17 protein-coding genes and 1 tRNA gene are annotated in these 17,068 nt (G+C 67.2%); 10 read left to right on the top strand and 8 right to left on the bottom strand.

Going from position 1 to position 17,068, the window contains the following annotated elements; genetic code table 11:
- Positions 1-19 precede the first annotated feature (19 nt).
- The 10 genes from tolB (at position 20) to C662_RS04780 (ending at position 7,635) form a co-directional block, all read left to right on the top strand.
- A complete protein-coding gene (gene tolB / locus C662_RS04825; RefSeq protein WP_002925684.1) occupies positions 20-1,297 on the top strand; it encodes a Tol-Pal system beta propeller repeat protein TolB in 1,278 nt (425 codons plus the stop codon).
- Between the two features lie 66 nt (positions 1,298-1,363).
- Entirely contained in the window at positions 1,364-1,876 is a 513-nt protein-coding gene (gene pal, locus C662_RS04820) for a peptidoglycan-associated lipoprotein Pal (RefSeq protein WP_002925683.1), read from the top strand.
- A 12-nt stretch (positions 1,877-1,888) separates the two neighbouring features.
- Complete coding sequence (gene ybgF / locus C662_RS04815) at positions 1,889-2,608, top strand: tol-pal system protein YbgF (protein WP_002925682.1); 720 nt, start codon at positions 1,889-1,891, stop codon at positions 2,606-2,608.
- Positions 2,609-2,613: 5 nt separating this feature from the next.
- Positions 2,614-3,285, top strand: a complete 672-nt coding sequence (gene queE / locus C662_RS04810) for a 7-carboxy-7-deazaguanine synthase QueE (RefSeq protein ID WP_002925678.1) — start codon at positions 2,614-2,616, stop codon at positions 3,283-3,285.
- Between the two features lie 44 nt (positions 3,286-3,329).
- Entirely contained in the window at positions 3,330-4,022 is a 693-nt protein-coding gene (queC, locus tag C662_RS04805) for a 7-cyano-7-deazaguanine synthase QueC (protein WP_002925677.1), read from the top strand.
- Positions 4,023-4,101: 79 nt separating this feature from the next.
- Entirely contained in the window at positions 4,102-5,211 is a 1,110-nt protein-coding gene (locus tag C662_RS04800; protein ID WP_002925675.1) for a YeeE/YedE family protein, read from the top strand.
- A gap of 88 nt (positions 5,212-5,299) precedes the next feature.
- A tRNA-Lys gene (locus C662_RS04795) sits at positions 5,300-5,375 on the top strand.
- 62 nt (positions 5,376-5,437) lie between these two features.
- Complete coding sequence (locus C662_RS04790) at positions 5,438-5,884, top strand: YaiI/YqxD family protein (RefSeq protein WP_002925673.1); 447 nt, start codon at positions 5,438-5,440, stop codon at positions 5,882-5,884.
- 397 nt (positions 5,885-6,281) lie between these two features.
- Positions 6,282-6,548, top strand: coding sequence for a translation initiation factor IF-1 (gene infA, locus C662_RS04785; protein ID WP_002925671.1), 267 nt, complete (start codon positions 6,282-6,284; stop codon positions 6,546-6,548).
- Positions 6,549-6,744: 196 nt separating this feature from the next.
- Positions 6,745-7,635, top strand: a complete 891-nt coding sequence (locus C662_RS04780) for a dienelactone hydrolase family protein (RefSeq protein ID WP_002925665.1) — start codon at positions 6,745-6,747, stop codon at positions 7,633-7,635.
- Positions 7,636-7,890: 255 nt separating this feature from the next.
- Here C662_RS04780 and C662_RS04775 read toward each other — a convergent pair whose 3' ends face one another.
- The 8 genes from C662_RS04775 to C662_RS04740 form a co-directional block, all read right to left on the bottom strand.
- The gene (locus C662_RS04775) at positions 7,891-8,457 is read right to left on the bottom strand and encodes a Gx transporter family protein (RefSeq protein ID WP_232433218.1); all 567 of its coding nucleotides are present in this window, start codon (positions 8,455-8,457) and stop codon (positions 7,891-7,893) included.
- The gene (locus C662_RS04770; RefSeq protein ID WP_002925657.1) at positions 8,438-8,827 is read right to left on the bottom strand and encodes a NusG domain II-containing protein; all 390 of its coding nucleotides are present in this window, start codon (positions 8,825-8,827) and stop codon (positions 8,438-8,440) included. The genes C662_RS04775 and C662_RS04770 overlap by 20 nt, the downstream gene beginning before the upstream one ends.
- Complete coding sequence (gene rapZ, locus C662_RS04765) at positions 8,824-9,768, bottom strand: RNase adapter RapZ (RefSeq protein WP_002925656.1); 945 nt, start codon at positions 9,766-9,768, stop codon at positions 8,824-8,826. Before rapZ ends, C662_RS04770 begins: the two co-directional genes overlap by 4 nt.
- A gap of 72 nt (positions 9,769-9,840) precedes the next feature.
- Positions 9,841-11,295 carry an alanine/glycine:cation symporter family protein gene (locus tag C662_RS04760; RefSeq protein WP_002925655.1) on the bottom strand — a complete coding sequence of 485 codons (1,455 nt, stop codon included), beginning with the start codon at positions 11,293-11,295 and terminating at the stop codon, positions 9,841-9,843.
- A gap of 93 nt (positions 11,296-11,388) precedes the next feature.
- Entirely contained in the window at positions 11,389-13,587 is a 2,199-nt protein-coding gene (ccsA, locus tag C662_RS04755) for a cytochrome c biogenesis protein CcsA (protein WP_002925654.1), read from the bottom strand.
- 1 nt (position 13,588) lies between these two features.
- Positions 13,589-14,602, bottom strand: coding sequence for a U32 family peptidase (locus C662_RS04750; protein WP_002925653.1), 1,014 nt, complete (start codon positions 14,600-14,602; stop codon positions 13,589-13,591).
- Complete coding sequence (locus tag C662_RS04745; protein ID WP_002925652.1) at positions 14,599-15,465, bottom strand: hypothetical protein; 867 nt, start codon at positions 15,463-15,465, stop codon at positions 14,599-14,601. Before C662_RS04745 ends, C662_RS04750 begins: the two co-directional genes overlap by 4 nt.
- Positions 15,466-15,559: 94 nt before the next feature.
- Positions 15,560-17,062 carry an aldehyde dehydrogenase family protein gene (locus C662_RS04740; RefSeq protein ID WP_002925651.1) on the bottom strand — a complete coding sequence of 501 codons (1,503 nt, stop codon included), beginning with the start codon at positions 17,060-17,062 and terminating at the stop codon, positions 15,560-15,562.
- Positions 17,063-17,068: the final 6 nt, after the last annotated feature.

Here is a 17,068-nt window from a genome sequence, read left to right as displayed (position 1 = left end):
CGGCTGGAGTCCGCCCGCCATGACGAAACTGCTTACCGCCTTCCGCCTCTTCCTCGCCGCCGCGCTGTCCAGCCTCGCGCTGGGCGCGCACGCCCAGCTCTCGATCGAGATCACCGGAGCCGGCGCCACGCGCTTTCCGGTGATCATCCCGATCTTCGAGAACGAAGGCCGGCTGCCGCAGAGCGTCACAGACGTCGTGCGCGCCAACCTCGAACGCAGCGGCCTGTTCAACCTGGTGGACATGGGGCCGCTGCCGATGCCCGAGTCGGTGATGCCGGATCTCGCCGCAGTGCGCGCGCGCGGCGCCGATGCCGTCCTCACCGGGAGCCTGATCCCGATGGCCGATGGCCGCTACGAGGTACGCTTCCGCCTCTTCGACGCCCAGAAGCAGCTCGAACTGGGGGCCATGGCGCTACCGATGAGCCCGGCCCAGAACCGCATTGTCGGCCATCGCATCGCCGACTTCGTGTTCGAGAAACTCACCGGCCTGCCGGGCTATTTCGCCACCCGCGTGGCCTACGTCATCAAGTCCGGCCCCAACTTCGAACTCCAGGTCGCCGACGCCGACGGCATGAACGCCGCAACCGCGCTGCGCTCGCGCGAGCCGATCATCTCACCGGCATGGTCACCCGACGGCCAGAGCCTGGCCTACGTGTCGTTCGAGCAGAAGAAGCCGATCGTCTATGTGCACACGCTGGCCACCGGCCAGCGTCGGGTCATCGCCAACTTCAAGGGCTCGAACTCGGCGCCGACATGGTCTCCCGACGGTAACCAGCTTGCCGTGGTACTGACCAAGGATGGCCAGTCCCAGCTCTACGTGATCAATGCGGATGGCTCCGGCGTACGCCGCCTGGCGCAATCCTCGGGCATCGACACCGAGCCCTTCTGGGGCAGCGACGGCCATATCTACTTCACGTCCGACCGTGGCGGCAGCCCGCAGATCTACCGAATTCCGGCCGCCGGAGGCAGCGCACAGCGCGTCACCTTCGACGGCAACTACAACGTCTCGCCGCGACTCTCGTTCGACGGCAAGCTGCTCGCGTTCATCACCCGCAATGCCGGCCGTTTCCAGGTCGCCGTGCAGGACCTCGCCACGCGGCAGACCACGATCCTCACCGATTCGGCACGCGACGAATCGCCCAGCTTCGCACCCAGCGGCCGCATGATCCTCTACGCCACCGACAGCGGTGGCAGGGGCGTGCTGTCCGCGGTGTCGACGGACGGGCGCATCCGACAGCGGCTGACGGTGCAGGCTGCGGATGTCCGCGAGCCCGCCTGGGGCCCGCAGATCCGGTAAACACAACGCGGCGCAAACGCCGCAATCCTCTCTGCTGTCTTCAACACAAGTACTGGAGCTATACCCATGAAGAAACTCGTCCTCCCCGCCCTCATCGCCCTGACGCTTGCCGCGTGCTCGAGCACCGGCACCGACACCGCCGGCGCATCGGTTGAAGATCGTGGCGCCGGCGTGGCCACCGTCACTGCCCCCGGCATGAGCGGCAGCGGCATCGCCGCGCTGACCGATCCGAACAACATCCTGTCCAAGCGCAGCGTGTTCTTCGACTTCGACAGCTACGTGATCAAGCCCGAAGGTCGCCCGCTGATCGAAGCCCACGCCCGTTTCCTGGTGCAGAACCCCGAGATGCGCATGCTCGTCCAGGGCAACACCGACGAGCGCGGCAGCCGCGAGTACAACCTCGCCCTGGGCCAGAAGCGTGCCGACGTCGTCAAGCAGGCGCTGATGCTGCTGGGCGCGCGCGAAGCGCAGATCGAATCGGTCAGCCTGGGTGAAGAGAAGCCGCGCTGCGACGACCGCACCGAGACCTGCTACGCCGAGAATCGTCGCGGCGACATGCTCTACTCGGGCGAGTTCTAAGAGAGAGACGTCATGAAACGCCTTCTGCCGCTCGCAGCATCGCTTGCCCTCGTCGCCGCAGCACCGGCGCACGCCCAACTCTTCGGGGGTGACACCGAGGCACGCAACCAGATCATCCAGCTCAGGCAGGATGTTCAGGGCCAGCTCGAGACCGCCGGTCGCGGCCAGCTCGAACTGGCCATGCAGAACGAGCAACTGCGCGCCGAAGTGGCGCGCCTGCGTGGCCAGATCGAACTGCTGATGAACGAGGTCGAGACGCTCAAGCAGCGGCAGAGGGATTTCTACGTCGACCTGGACGCACGTCTGCGCCAGATCGAGACTGGCGGCGGCGCCCCCGGGGTGGCCGCCTCCGGCGATCCTGCCGCAGAGTCGGCCGACTACCAGGCCGCACTCGGCCTACTCAAGGACGGCAAGCAGAAGGACGCCCTCGCCGCCTTCGAAACCTTCGTGACCCGCTACCCCGCGGGCGGCTTCACTGCAGGCGCCCACTTCTGGGCCGGCAACGCTGCGCTCCAGGCGCGCGATGTCGCCGCCGCGACCAAGCACTTCAATGCCGTGCTGCAGAAGTGGCCCAACGACGACGTCGCCCCCGACGCCATGCTCGGCCTGGCCAATAGCCAACAGGCACTGGGCGATGCAGCCGCCACCCGCCGCACCCTGCAGGGGCTCGTCGAACGGTACCCGCAAAGCAACGCCGCACAGGTCGCACGCCAGCGCCTGAACGCGCGCTGAGCGCAATGTCGCAGCAAGCCACGCGGACGGCCGCGACCGTCCGCCTTCGCATCACCGAAATCTTTGCCTCCGTTCAAGGCGAATCGAGCCGAGTGGGCCTGCCCACCGTGTTCGTCCGCCTCACCGGCTGTCCGCTGCGCTGCACCTGGTGCGACACCGCCTATGCCTTCACCGGTGGCCACACGCGTGCGCTCGATGACATCCTCGCCGAGGTGGCTAGCCATGGCCTGCGCCATGTCTGTGTGACCGGCGGCGAACCGCTCGCCCAGAAGGGCTGTCTGGCACTGCTGGAAGCGTTGTGTGACGCCGGCCACGAGGTCTCGCTCGAGACCAGTGGCGCGCTCGACATTGCCGGTGTCGATCGGCGCGTGTCGCGCATCATGGATCTCAAGGCGCCCGGATCCGGCGAGGTCGACAAGAACCGCTACGAGAACCTCGCCAAGCTCACCGCACACGATGAGCTCAAGATCGTGCTCGCCAACACAGGCGACTACGACTGGGCGCGCGAGCAGATCGCACGCCATCGACTCGACCAACGCTGCAACGTGCTGCTGTCCCCGGTGGCGGGTGAGCTCGACCCGGCCGAGCTCGCCGAATGGATCGTCCGCGACCGCCTGCCCGTGCGCTTCCAGCTCCAGCTCCATAAGGTGCTGTGGAACGACGCCCGCGGGCGCTGAGCACTGCTCGCCCGCAGACCGCCCCGTCTCGAACCGGATTGCCCATGACCTCCACCGCCCGCGCCGTCGTACTGCTTTCAGGTGGCCTCGACTCGGCCACCTGCCTTGCCATCGCCCGTGACATGGGCTTCGAGACTTACGCACTCTCGGTCGCCTACGGCCAGCGCCACGCGGCCGAGCTGACCGCATCGAAACGGGTCGCCGAAGCGCTTGGCGCACGCGAGCACCGCCTGGCACGGGTCAACCTGGGCCAGTTCGGGGGCTCGGCGCTCACCGACCCGGGCATTGCCGTGCCGGTCGATGAGGAGAACACAGGCATCCCGGTCACCTATGTCCCCGCCCGCAACACGGTGATGCTGTCCATCGCACTCGCCTGGGCGGAGGTACTCGGCGCCAATGACATCTTCGTCGGCGTCAACGCAGTGGACTACTCGGGCTACCCCGATTGCCGCCCCGAATTCATCCAGGCCTTCGAGACGATGGCCAACCTGGCGACCAAGGTCGGCGTCGAAGGCGCACGACTGCGCATCCACGCCCCGCTGATCGAACTCACCAAGGCCGACATCATCCGCCGCGGCATCGCACTGGGGGTTGATTACGGCCTTACCGTAACCTGCTATCAGGCCGACGATGGTGGCCGGGCCTGCGGCCGCTGCGAAGCCTGCCGCCTGCGTGCCGCTGGCTTCGAGGCTGCAGGCGTACCCGATCCCACGCCCTATCAGGCACACGCGCACTGACGCCTCCCGCAGCGACAACCCGGCCACATCGCGCTTTGCAGTTAGAATTCGGCCTCCCCCTCGTCCCCTGGCCAAAATCATGGAAGAACCCCTGGTCTCCGCCTCGACCATCGTCTGGCTCGCCTTCGCCATCGGCGCGGTGTTCGGCTTCGTCGCCAACCGCACGAACTTCTGCACCATGGGCGCGGTATCGGATGTCGTCAATATGGGCGACTGGGGCCGAATGCGGATGTGGGCACTTGCCATCGCCATCGCCATCCTCGGCACGACGGCCCTGCAGGCCCTTGGCCTGTTCGATGCCAGCAAGTCCTTCTACACCGGCAATCGCCTGATCTGGCTGTCGAATCTGGTCGGTGGCCTGGCTTTCGGCATCGGCATGACCCTCGCGTCGGGCTGCGGCAGCAAGACGCTGATCCGCATCGGTGGCGGCAACCTCAAATCGATCGTGGTCTTCGTATTCCTCGCCATCGGGGCCTACATGACAATGCGGGGCCTGTTCGGCGTCTGGCGGGTACGCCACATCGACACCGTGTCCACCGTACTGCCCCACACTCAGGATATCCCCGCATTCCTGAGCGCGGCTTCCGGCATGGCGCCCGCTTCAGCCTTGCTCGTGGGCGCGCTGGTGGTAGGCGGCGGCCTGCTGCTTTGGGCGCTGGCCGACCGGGAGGCCTGGCGCAGCGACGTCCTGGTCGGCGGCGTGGTCGTCGGCGCAACGGTGGTGGCCGGCTGGTATGTCTCCGCCCATCTCGGCTATGTCGCCGAACACCCGGAGACGCTGGAGGAGGCCTTCATAGCCACCAACAGCGGGCGTGCCGAATCGTTGACCTTCGTAGCCCCCCTCGCTTACACGCTCGAGCTCCTGATGCTGTGGAGCGACACCAGCCGCGTGGTGACTTTCGGCATCGCCAGCGCACTCGGCGTAATCGTCGGCTCGGCGGCCCACGCACTGGCGAGTCGCGACTTTCGCATCGAGAGCTTCCGCGACAGCGGCGACCTGGTACGTCACATGACTGGTGGCTTGCTCATGGGTTTCGGAGGGGTCACGGCCATGGGCTGCACGATCGGCCAGGGCATCACCGGGCTGTCCACCCTCGCCCTGGGCTCGGTGCTCACCACAATCGCCATCATCGCCGGCTCGGCCGTCACATTGAAGATCCAGTACTGGCTGCTGATGCGCGAAGCCTGAGTCACATGCCGCCCCGGGGCAAACGCCACAACTGCGAGCCACTATTGACGCGACAGGCCAGCCGAACTAAAATTTCGCCTCGCTTTTCGGGTCGTTAGCTCAGCTGGTAGAGCAGCGGACTTTTAATCCGTTGGTCGCTGGTTCGAATCCAGCACGGCCTACCAAGAAAACGGGGAAATGCCTCAGCCACGGCTGGGGCATTTCCTTTTCTACAGGATGCGTTTCCATGCAGATCTGGGTCGATGCCGACGCCTGTCCTGTCGTCATCAAGGACATCCTGTTCCGTGCCGCCGAACGCACCCGGCTACCGCTGATCCTGGTGGCCAACCAGTTCCTGCGCACGCCCCCATCGCCGCTGATCCGCATGGTGCAGGTGCCGGGCGGCTTCGACGAGGCGGACAAGTACATCGCTGCGCACGTCGAACCCGGCGACCTCGTGATCACGGCCGACATTCCACTTGCCGCTGCCGTGGTGGAACGAAACGCCGAGGCGCTCTCGCCACGCGGCGAGCGCTACAGCCGCGAGAACATCCGCGAGCTGCTGGACCTGCGCAATTTCATGGATACGCTGCGCAGCACAGGCATCGACACCGGCGGGCCTGCAGCATTCAGCAGCGCCGACAGCAAAGCATTCGCAAACCGCCTCGATCGCCTGCTGCAAGTACGGCGTTGACGGAGCAGACGTCTGAACGATGGACGCCCCTCATCGAATCGCGTATAGTCTCCGATTGACGTTTCGCCGAATTTGCGCTCACGGTCCTTTAGTTCGCGGTCCTGATTCGGCACTCATGGGTCAGGAGCAGCACGCTTGCGTCCGGACAGGGGCTTTCCCCCGTCACCGCCGACACGCCTCCGCCCCCACGCCACGTACTCGCCCAGATCACTTCGCCCTGCGCGCAGGATCGTCACTGCGAGTTCCACCCACCGGTCCGCCGAACATCGCGCCGATTTCTCCAGGCCCTTGCGCACGCTGCGCGCTACGCCCTGGTCCCCGATTCGCTCCCGGCGGAGGCGAAACAGCCCGACCCTGCTCACCGTGCAGCGCCGGAACAACGACAAGGAGCCCGAACATGGCCAAAGAAGAACTCATCGAAATGCACGGATCCGTTACCGAGGTGCTGCCCGACGGCCGCTACCGCGTAACCCTCGACAACGGCCACAACCTCATTGCCTACTCCGGCGGCAAGATGCGCAAGCACCACATCCGCATCATCGCCGGCGACAACGTCTCGCTCGAGATGTCGCCCTACGACCTGTCCAAGGGCCGCATCACCTTCCGCCACCTGCCCGGCCGGCCGGCCGGCGCAGCGGCTGCGCCGCCTCCCCGTCGCCGCTGAAGCGCGACAGCGCATCGCACGACACGCCCGCTCCGTGCCTTAAGGCCGCAGCGGGCGTTGTTGCATCTGCAGATGCCCTCCACCGTGCGGAACATGCCAGCTCGATGCGTTGTCTCCTTTCACCAGGCTGCGTAGCGCGGAGCCTCCTGCCCCGCCGCCCACCTGACAGCGCCCCCCGGACTCAGGAGACGAGAGCATGACGACGCCCGACACCCGACACGACAACCCGCAGTTCGACAGCCTGCTTCCAGCCGCCCGCCTTGACCGCCGCGGCTTCGTCACCACACTTGCCGCGGCAGGCTTTGCGCTCGCGGTACAGCCAGTGCACGCAAGCACGCTGATCACCACCGATGACAGCAAGCTCACGACCGGCGACGAAACCATCGACGTCAACGGTGACCGCCTTCCAATCTACTTCGCCCGCCCGGCGGAGGCCACTGGCAGGCTCCCGATCGTGCTCGTGGTGCAGGAGATCTTCGGCGTCCACGAACACATCCGCGACGTCTGCCGCCGGCTTGCACATCAGGGCTACCTCGCCATCGCTCCCGAACTCTTCTTCCGCCAGGGCGATCCGAGCAAGCTCGAGAGCGTGGCCGAGATTCTCCAGGAAATCGTCGCAAAGGTCCCTGACGCCCAGGTCATGGCCGACCTCGACGCTTGCGCTGACTGGGCTGTTGCAGCTCAGGGCGGAGACCCTGAAAAGATCGCGATCACCGGCTTCTGCTGGGGCGGCCGCATCACCTGGCTATACGCGGCGCATACCGCCCGCGTTCGCGCGGGCATTGCCTGGTACGGCCGCCTGGTCGGCACCCCGTCGTCAAATACTCCCCTGCAACCGATCGACGTCGCCGACAGGTTGAACGCACCGGTACTGGGCCTCTACGGCGGACAGGACCAGGGCATTCCCCTCGAGGGCGTGCAGATGATGCAGGAAGCGCTGCGCAAGGCCGGTAGCCCGAGTACGATCCACATCTACCCGGACGCACACCACGCCTTCCATGCCGACTACCGGCCGAGCTATCGCCGGGAAGAGGCGGAGGACGGCTGGAAACGGCTGCTCGAGTGGCTATCCTCCCACCTCGGCTGAGCATCACACCCCACGGGCGGCAGCGGCCGCCCCATCGCATCGCCGATTACGGTCCCGGACGGGTGATCGGCGTGCGCGGCGGCATTCACCAGCCCCATGCCGGCAACCCAGCCGAAGGCAAGCCCGCATAGCGTCGCAAGCAGCGCACTCAGCCATCGCCACCAGCTTCCCCGCATCTCTCCTCCGCGCCCATGGTTTTCGCCCGCAAGGGGCTCAGACGCGATGTTGGACGCAAACTCGGCGGCAGCGTTCCGGCTATTTCTCCACGTCCTCGCCCGTCGCACTGGCCCCACCCTTGCTCGAGCGCGCCCCCAGTTCCCTGAGCAATCGAGCTGCAATCAGGCCATTGACCAACCCGAACACGACCGCTGCGAGCGCAAAGACGGGCAACAGATAGAACACACCATCATGGGGCACAAGCCACAGACGGGCCACGACGAGCTGGGCGCCAATATGGGCGAAAGCGGCCAGGATGCTCTGGCTCACCGGCCCGAACCACCGTTTGGGCAAGCGCACTGCAATGCCCAACACCAGCAGGCTGGCGACTGCACCCGACAGGCTGAGGAAAAAGCCGGGCGCAAGGAACTGCCCGAGCAGCAGGCTACCGGCGAGCACGCGCAGCAAGGACACCCACACCGCCTCGCGCCAACCCCAGCGTGCCAGCACCACCAGGGTGACGATATTGGCCAGCCCTGGCTTCACACCCGGCAGGGGCAGCGGAATGGCGGCCTCGGCCACGGTGAGCACGATCGCGGCAGCAGCATGGCGCGCGATCCGTCGATCTTCCGGCGTCGGCGTCAGTTCAATAGTTGAGGGAGTCATAGTTTGCCGAGCGCCCCGTAAGGCTCAGGCTGACCTCGTTGGGCGCACAGATCGCAACAGCGCCGGCCTGGGTCAGCCAGCCCTGACGCACGCAGTACTGACGCGGCCCCGGGTCGGAAGCCACGCGGGCACGCCCGGGCTGGATCTCGATCACCGTCACTCCGAGCGGGCCGGGCACTTCAATCAAGCGCTCGCGCCCGAGGTCGACCTCGGCCACGACCCTTCCACCGGCGCGTACCACGGCGCCATCCGGCGCACCGCCCTGCCACAGGCTGCGCACTGCGAGCCCGCACACCATCAGGCCGGCAAGCACGACCAGCACATCGCCCGGACGCAGCAGCGCCCACCAGTCGCCAAGCTTGCGCTTCACACGCTGGCGCCGCGTACGGTCCCGGCCGCCCCGCCTCCCCGGGCATCGCCTGCGCCAGACGCCGCGTCATGGACACTGCCCGCCGCGCGATCCGCAGCGCGGCGCGCCGCCGAACGATGGCGCACGAGCACATCCACCTGGTCACGAAACTGTACGGCCAGCCACTCGGCAAGATACACCGAGCGGTGCTGGCCGCCGGTACAGCCGATCGCCACTGTGAGATAACTGCGGTTGTCACGCATGTATGCCGGCAACCAGTCGGCGATGAACCGACGGATATCACCCGCCATGCGCTCGACCTCGGGCAGCTTCTCGAGGAAATCCACCACCGGCTGGTCACGCCCGGTGAGTGGGCGCAGCCTGGGATCGTAGTAGGGATTGGGCAGGCAGCGCACGTCGAACACCAGGTCGGCATCGAGCGGAATGCCGTACTTGAAGCCGAAGGACTCGAACATCAGCGTCATGCCCTCGCCCGCCGACATCTGGATGAAATCCTTCACCCAGGCACGCAGGGTATTGGGATGCAGCTCGCTGGTATCGATACGGTGACCAAGCGCGGCGATGGGCTCCAGGGCATCGCGCTCGCGCTGGATGGCCTCCTCGAGACTGACGTCGTCGATTGCCAGCGGGTGTCTGCGCCGCGTTTCGGAAAAGCGCGCGATCAAGGCATCGTCACGTGCCTCGAGGAAGATCACCCGCAGGTCGCGCACCGTGGCGCGCAGTGCCTCCACCTGCTGCGGCAGCGCCGCGATGCTGGCGCCGGAGCGCATGTCCACCGCGACCGCCACCCGCCGCCACCCTGCACCGCGCAGGTGTGCCACCAACTGCGGCAGCAATGCTGCAGGCAGGTTGTCGACGACGTAATAGCCCGCATCCTCGAGTACGTTGAGCGCGATGCTCTTGCCCGAGCCGGACAAGCCGCTGATGAGTACGATCTGCATGGTCCTGCACATGTGAAAAGGCCCGCCGACACTATAGCGCAGTGAGGGCGGGCCTGAACCTGAGGCTGGGTGTCAGCCCTCGTGCTTGCGCCGCTCCGCACGCCGCACCCAGAAATCGGCATTCTCGATACCGAGCGGGCGCGGATCGAATTCGGGCACGAGCCGGCCCTTGGCCTGCTGCGACTCATAGTCCTTGAGCGCAAGCAGGGCCGGCTTCTGCAGCACCAGGATCGCAACGATGTTGAGCCAGGCCATGATGCCCACGCCGATGTCGCCAAGCCCCCAGGCCAGGTCGCTGGTGCGCACGCAGCCGTACAGGGCGGAGCCGATGAGCGCGACCCTGAGCACGAAGATCAGTGCATCCGAGCGCAGGTTGCGGGTGAGGTAGGCGAGATTGGTCTCGGCAATGTAGTAGTAGGCAAGCACCGTCGTGAAGGCGAAGAAGAACAGCGCCACGGCGACGAACACCGCGCCAAAGCCGGGCAGTACGGCCTCCATCGCGGCCTGGGTGTAGCCGGTACCGGCGGCGATGTTGGCAAGCCCGGTGAACACCGGTTGGCCGTCCGCGCCCATCACGTTGTAGGTGCCAGTCACGAGGATCATGAAGGCGGTTGCCGAGCATACGAACAAGGTATCCACATAGACCGAGAAGGCCTGCACCAGGCCTTGCGCCGCCGGGTGGGGCACCTCGGCCGCGGCGGCGGCATGCGGGCCGGAGCCCTGGCCGGCCTCGTTCGAATACACGCCGCGCTTGACGCCCCACTGGATCGCCAGGCCGATCATGGCGCCGAACCCAGCCTCCAGACCGAAGGCCGAGGACACGATCAGGCGCACGACCTCGGGCACCTTCTCGACATTGAGTGCGACCACCACCGCTGCAGCGAGGATGTAGCCCAGCGCCATGAAGGGCACCACCACCTGGGTCACTTGCGCGATACGACGCACGCCACCGAAGATGATCAGGCCGAGCAGAATGACGATGATGGTGCCGGTCACTGCAGGCGCAACGCCGAAGGCGTTCTGCATGCCCGCTGCGATGCTGTTGGTCTGCACCCCAGGAAGCAGGACGCCGCAGGCAAAGAGCGTGGCGACGGCAAACACGATCGCATACACCCGCCAGCCCAGCCCCTTCTCGATGTAGTAGGCCGGTCCGCCGCGGTAGAGCCCATGCTGCTCGGTCTTGTAGATCTGGCCGAGCGCAGACTCGATATAGGCCGTCGCCGCGCCCAGGAAGGCGACCATCCACATCCAGAAGATCGCTCCCGGACCGCCAAAACCGATCGCCGTCGCCACGCCGGCGATGTTACCGGTGCCAACACGGCCAGACAGCGCGATCGTCAAGGCCTGGAACGACGACACCCCGGCTGCAGAGCTCTTGCCGCGGAACATCGCCTGCACCATCTCACCGATATGGCGAACCTGCATGAAGCGCGTGCGGATCGAGAAGTAAAGCCCGACCAGAAGGCACAGATACACCAGGGCCGGGCTCCACACCCAGCCATTGATCCAATCGACGGATTCTTGCATGACCACGCTTGCCAAAAATTGAAGGCTCGATTGTATCCGCTTGTTGCAGGTCAATGAAAAGGCTTCTTATCGACGGCGCTTACGACGATGCGATCACCTCGGCCGCGCCTGTGGCGTCGGACCATCCCTGCCAGGGGTGCGGAAAGCGAGCCAGGCGCTGCCCGCCAGCATGATCAACAGCCCTCCCCACAGCAGCGACAGGAAGGGGAAGGTCTTCACCACGACGATGACCTCCCCGCCGCTGCCGCCCGCAGCCAGCGACTCGACCACCGCACCCGGGGCAATCCAGAACTGGGTCGTGCGCCACAAGCCCTGGTCGACCAGGGGCTGCAACAGGTAACCCGGCGTTGCCGTATGGCGCGCATAGCGGTAGTCGAGCAATTCACAGACCTGGCGCAGGGGGCCATCGTAGCGCTCGGGCGGCGCACGACTGTCCCGATACAGCGTCTGCCCATCCACCAGCGCACCTCCCGGCTCGCGCAGCTCAATGCGGGTAAGCGCATGCACACCGCCAGTCGTTCCGACCCCGCCATCGCGCAGCGGTGCCATGTCAAGGCCAGTCAGGCGCAAGGCAAAGCCATGGCGATCCCGAACCCACTCCGTCGGCTCGCCAGCGAAGACGATCTCATGCTGCGTGTAGCTGTTGAGCGCGGTTGCCAGCAGCCCGCCCCACAGTGCAAGAACCAGCCCGGCATGGATCGCGACCACGGGCAATGCTGCCGACACCCCCCTTGCCCCCTGCCGGCGCAGACTCGCCAGCAGCCAGGCGCCACACCCGAGCGCGAAGTAGGCGCCACTGGCCAATCCGGCATCCAGGAAGGGCAGGACGGCGACGATCTGTTGCGACAGGACACCCGTGCCCTGGTAGCCCCCCGTCAGCAGACCGCCAGACACTGCATTTCCTGCCACCACTGCGACCGCAAGCGGCAAGGACACCGCAGCCCCCCGCGCAGATGCCCGGCGGCAGAAGTACCAGCCGCCGATCAGCCCCACGGCCACGAGCGGGAGCGACAGCATGCGCCCAACGGCGTGACCGTCGACATCCCATTGCTCGAAGGCCGCGCGCAGGGCCGCGAGCTCGGCACCGGTAGTCAGGTTGGCAAGCATCGCGAGGAAGGGCTTGTGATGTTCCGCTCGTGGCAGATCAAGCGCGGTAGCGCCGAAGGCGAGCAAGAGTTGCGCAGCGGCAATCGCGGCCGCGCCCAGAAAGCAGATCTGCACAAGCCACATCCCCAGCCGCTGCGTGCCACGGTCGGTAGCCGGCAGGCGGTCGGCGCGGACCCGCCTGCCCGCAATCCCCGCGCCGACCGCCGCCAGCAGCAGGATCGAAGCGAGAACGACATGGCTGACCCACGAGTCTGCACCCACGTAACGGTGCGAACTCGCAAGCAGCGGGTTGCGCGTCACGGCCATCGCAAGCGGTATCGTGACTGCAGCAAGCACCGCCGCCCACGGCATGACCTGCCAGCGCCGCCGTCCGACTGCCCAGCCCCCGAATCCGTGGAGGTGAGCGCCCAGCAGGCACCAGGTGCAGAACACCGCAGTCTGCACCGGATCCCAGTGCCAGACCTGGCCATACATCGCATCTTCGAACGCCCACAGCATGCCGAAGCCAATGCCGGCGGTAAGCACCACCCACGCCCGCCGCGCCCGCGTTCTGGCCAGCATCGGCCATGGCGCCGGGCGACCGCACAGCGCCTCGAGCGCCGGCTCCGCGAGTGCGAGCGTCCAGGCGTAGGCCGCCAGCACCAGGGGCGCATGGAACAGCATCCACGGCTTCATCAGATGCGCATTCATGCCCTGCGATGCCGATTGCACCAACCATTCCGGGGGTGTCTCCGCAAAGGGCGCGAGCCACAGCGCGGTCAACACAAGCCACGCCGCGATCGCCGCGGTCGGCGACAGGTTGGGCCCGACCCGCGCACGCAGCGCACCGCCTGCCGCGAGACTGATGCACAGGGCTGCGAGCAGCAGCGTCGTGCCCTCATCACCGCCCCACAGGTTGGCGAGCTTGAGGTGGAGCGGCAGTTCCGCGCTGCTGTACAGCCAGACATAGCGCACCTCGAAACGGTCGCTGGCAAAATGCCAGCCGAGGGCCAACACACACGCCCACGCCAGCGCCGCCGACAGCGTCAACGCAAGAGCCCGCCCACGCGGCCTCAGCGCGGCATGTACGGCGAGCGCCACCACTACTGCGAGAACCGGCTGGCCGAGTTCGGGCCAGATCGCGAGCGCGAGCGCGGCCAGAGCCATGACCGCCCCGCTCGGCGTGCGGCGGGAGATGGCGTCCATCTCAGCGCCCCTCCACGCGCAGCACTTCGGGGTAATAGCACATGTAGCCCGTTGCGCAGTGCGACTCGGAAGGCCGCAGCCCGACCGCGAACGCGCGCACCGCCGCATCGTCCTCGCCCGCACGCACGCGCTCGAGCACCGACCGGACCATGCGCACGCTCGCCAGCTTGCGCGCGGTGGGCGCTTCACGCCCGGCAATCTTGATCGCCGCCACCCGCCCGCGCCGCAGCACCGGCACCGCACACAGGCCGCACGGCCCGTAGGGCAGGCCTTCGGGCGTGGTGCTGAAACCGCAGGAGAAGCGGTACCACAGCCAGCGCTCGTACTCTGCGTCATTCTGCTGCAGGCGCGCCGCCAGCCGCGGCGACACCGCCCCGCCATCGCGGCGGCGGTAGCGGTATTCGAAGCGGTCGAGACAGATCGGGCCGCCGAGCTGGCCCGGCAGGTGAATGGTGTGGCAAGCGCCTTCCTCGAAGATGCAGCCGTCGTTGAGTACGAAGGCTTCGATCTCGATGTCGGGGACCTCGGCGGCAATGCTGGCGGCCTCGGCCAGGGTGACGTCACGCGGCAGGATCAGGCGCTGCGCGCCGAGCTCGCGGCACAGCCGCGCCGCACCGGCGTTGCGACAGGTCGCCACCGAGCTGACGTGCATGCGCAGCGCCGGAAAGCGCAGCGCCAGCGCATGGAGCAGGCCGAGATCGCTGACGATCAGCGCATCGCCGCCCAGCGCCGCGAAGCGCCCGGCGATATCCTCCGCGGCACCGATCTGGGCGGCGGAATAGTGCTGGGCGTTGAGCACGAGCGACACGGTGGCCTCATGGGCGTGGGCAATGTCGATCGCACGCGCCAGGTCCTCGTAGCGCGTCAGGTTGCCCGACGGGCGACGATTGGCATTGATGGCGTGAAAACGGCCGAGCCAATCGGGCGGCACCAGGCCGCAGTAGAACTCGCTGGCGCCCGCCTGCGCCAGCGGCTCGATCTCGGCAACGCGCGACACCGGGGCAACGATCCTCATAGCGGCGCTCCCGGAACGACCAGGCGGGCGACACGCTTGCTGTCGACCGCCTGCCGCAGACTGCTCGCCATCGCCGCCGAATGGCGGCTGAAAAAGGTGTTGCCAAGCTGCACGCTGGCAGCCACATCCGCCCGCCCGGGCCGCGACGCCAGCGCCGAAAAGCGCAGGCATTCCTTCTGGCAGCGCCGCCCGACGGCGAAGCGCTCCGTTCCTGTCACCGACAGCGAACCCGCCCGGCACATCCGGCCCTTGGCCACATAGACGTAGGGCAGATGTACCGCGGCAGGCAGCGGCAGGTCGGCGAATACTTCCTCATCGGCGAACAAGGGCACGTCGATCTCCAGGCGCCGAATGCCCAGGCGCGAGAAAAGGGCGTGCATCGTCGGTGCGGCGAGGCCATGGCCGCAGCGCCCCGCCCAGCCCGCGTCGATACGGGGATCCTTGGTCATGCGGCACAGCACGCGCCCGGCCACCGGACGCAAGTCCCCGAACCGGCTCGCAAGCTCGTGTGCGACACCCCAGTCATTGACCACCACCTCGCTGCCGGCGGGCAGCGTCGGCAGCAGCACATCGAGCTGCGCCAGAACCTCGGGCGAGGCCACTGGAGTGAGCAGGACCAGACGCAGCCCGGCGCTCTTAGCCTGGCTCAGGGCCTCGCGCAACGCCCGTGCGGAAGGCAGCAGGTGCTCGCAGAACTCGCTGCCGAAATACAGATGGGTGGGCTGCAGCGGCGCCAGCCAGGTCGCAAGCTCCGCATCGCCATGGAGACGCTGCCAGTGTTCTGCGCGTTCCGCAGTTGCAGCCGCTGTCCACGCCAGATCGAGCGCATGGCAGGCCGCCACCGCCAGTTCAGGGGCATTCATTCCCGTTCCTCCTCGCGGCCGCAGGGGTCGCGGGCCACCAGCCCGCAGGCCCCCGTCCTGTGCGCCGCGGCAAGGCCGACGGCGCACAGGGTGCTTACAGGGCCATGATCACCGACTTGCTCTCGGTGTAGAGATCGAGCACCGCGCGCCCCATCTCGCGACCGATGCCCGATTGCTTGTAGCCGCCGAAGGGCATCGAGGCGTCGAGGATGTTGTGGCAGTTGACCCACACCGTTCCGGCCTTGATCTTCGGCACCAGCCGATGCACCCGCGACAGGTCGTTCGACCAGATGCTGGCGCCCAGGCCGAACGGGGTGTCGTTGGCGCGGCGGGCGACCTCGTCGAGGTCGTCATACGGCATTGCCACCACCACCGGACCGAAGATCTCCTCGCGCACCACCTTCATGTCGTCGCGGGTGTCCACCAGCACGGTGGGCTTGACGAAGTAGCCCTCGCCCTCGCCTGCCGCACCGCCCGCCAGGGCGCGCGCGCCCTGCTCGAAACCGCTGCGGATGTAGCCGAGCACACGCTGCTGCTGGGTGGCCGACACCAGCGGACCGATCTGGGTCGTGGGATCGATGCCGGCACCGAGCTTCATGCCGGCGGCGATCTCGGACAGGCCCTCGACCACGCGCTCGAAGCGGCTCTTATGCACATACAGGCGCGAACCCGCGCAGCACACCTGCCCCTGGTTGAAGAAGATCGCCTGCGCCGCACCCGCCGCCGCCACCGCCGGATCGGCGTCGTCGAGCACGATCACCGGGCTCTTGCCTCCGAGTTCCAGCGACACCCGCGTCATGTTGTCGAGCGCCGCCTTGCCCACCAGCTTGCCGATCTCGGTCGAGCCGGTGAAGGCAACCTTCTCGATGCCGGTGTGCGAGGCCAGCGCTGCGCCCGCGGTATGACCATGACCGGTGACCACGTTGAACACGCCGGCCGGGTAGCCCGCCTCCAGCACCAGCTCTGCAAAGCGCAGCGCCGACAACGGAGTCTCTTCGGCCGGCTTGAGCACCATGGTGCAGCCCGAGGCCAGCGCCGGCCCCGCTTTCCAGGCCACCATCAGAAGCGGGAAGTTCCACGGGATGATCGCACCCACCACCCCCACCGGCTCGCGCCGGGTAAAGCCGAAGAACTCGCGGTTGCGCACCAGCGGCACCGAGACTTCCATCGTCGAGCCTTCCAGCTTGGTCGCCCAGCCCGCCATGTAGCGCAGGAAATCCACCACCAGCGCCACGTCGACCGCGCGCGCCATGGTCACCGGCTTGCCGTTGTCGAGGGCCTCGATCTCGGCCAGCTCCTGCGCGTTCGCCTCGACCAGGTCGGCCAGGCGCAGCAGCAGGCGCTCGCGGTCCACCGGACGCATGCGCGGCCACTCCCCCTGCTCGAAGGCCTTGCGCGCCGCTGCCACTGCGCGGTCGATATCGGCCGCCTCGCCGGCCGGCACGCTGGCAAACACCTGTGCGCTGGCCGGGTCGACCACCTCCAGCACACCACCGCCGACGGCCTCCAGCCACTCACTGCCAATCAGCATGCGCTTGGGCTGGGCCAGGAAGCGGCGCGTGTTGGCACTCAGCAACTCACCCTTGTATCGATCCATCGTTCG

It is taken from the genome of Thauera sp. 28 (genome assembly GCF_000310145.2).
GTDB lineage: Bacteria > Pseudomonadota > Gammaproteobacteria > Burkholderiales > Rhodocyclaceae > Thauera > Thauera mechernichensis.
This window is presented reverse-complemented; position numbering and strand designations above follow the sequence as displayed.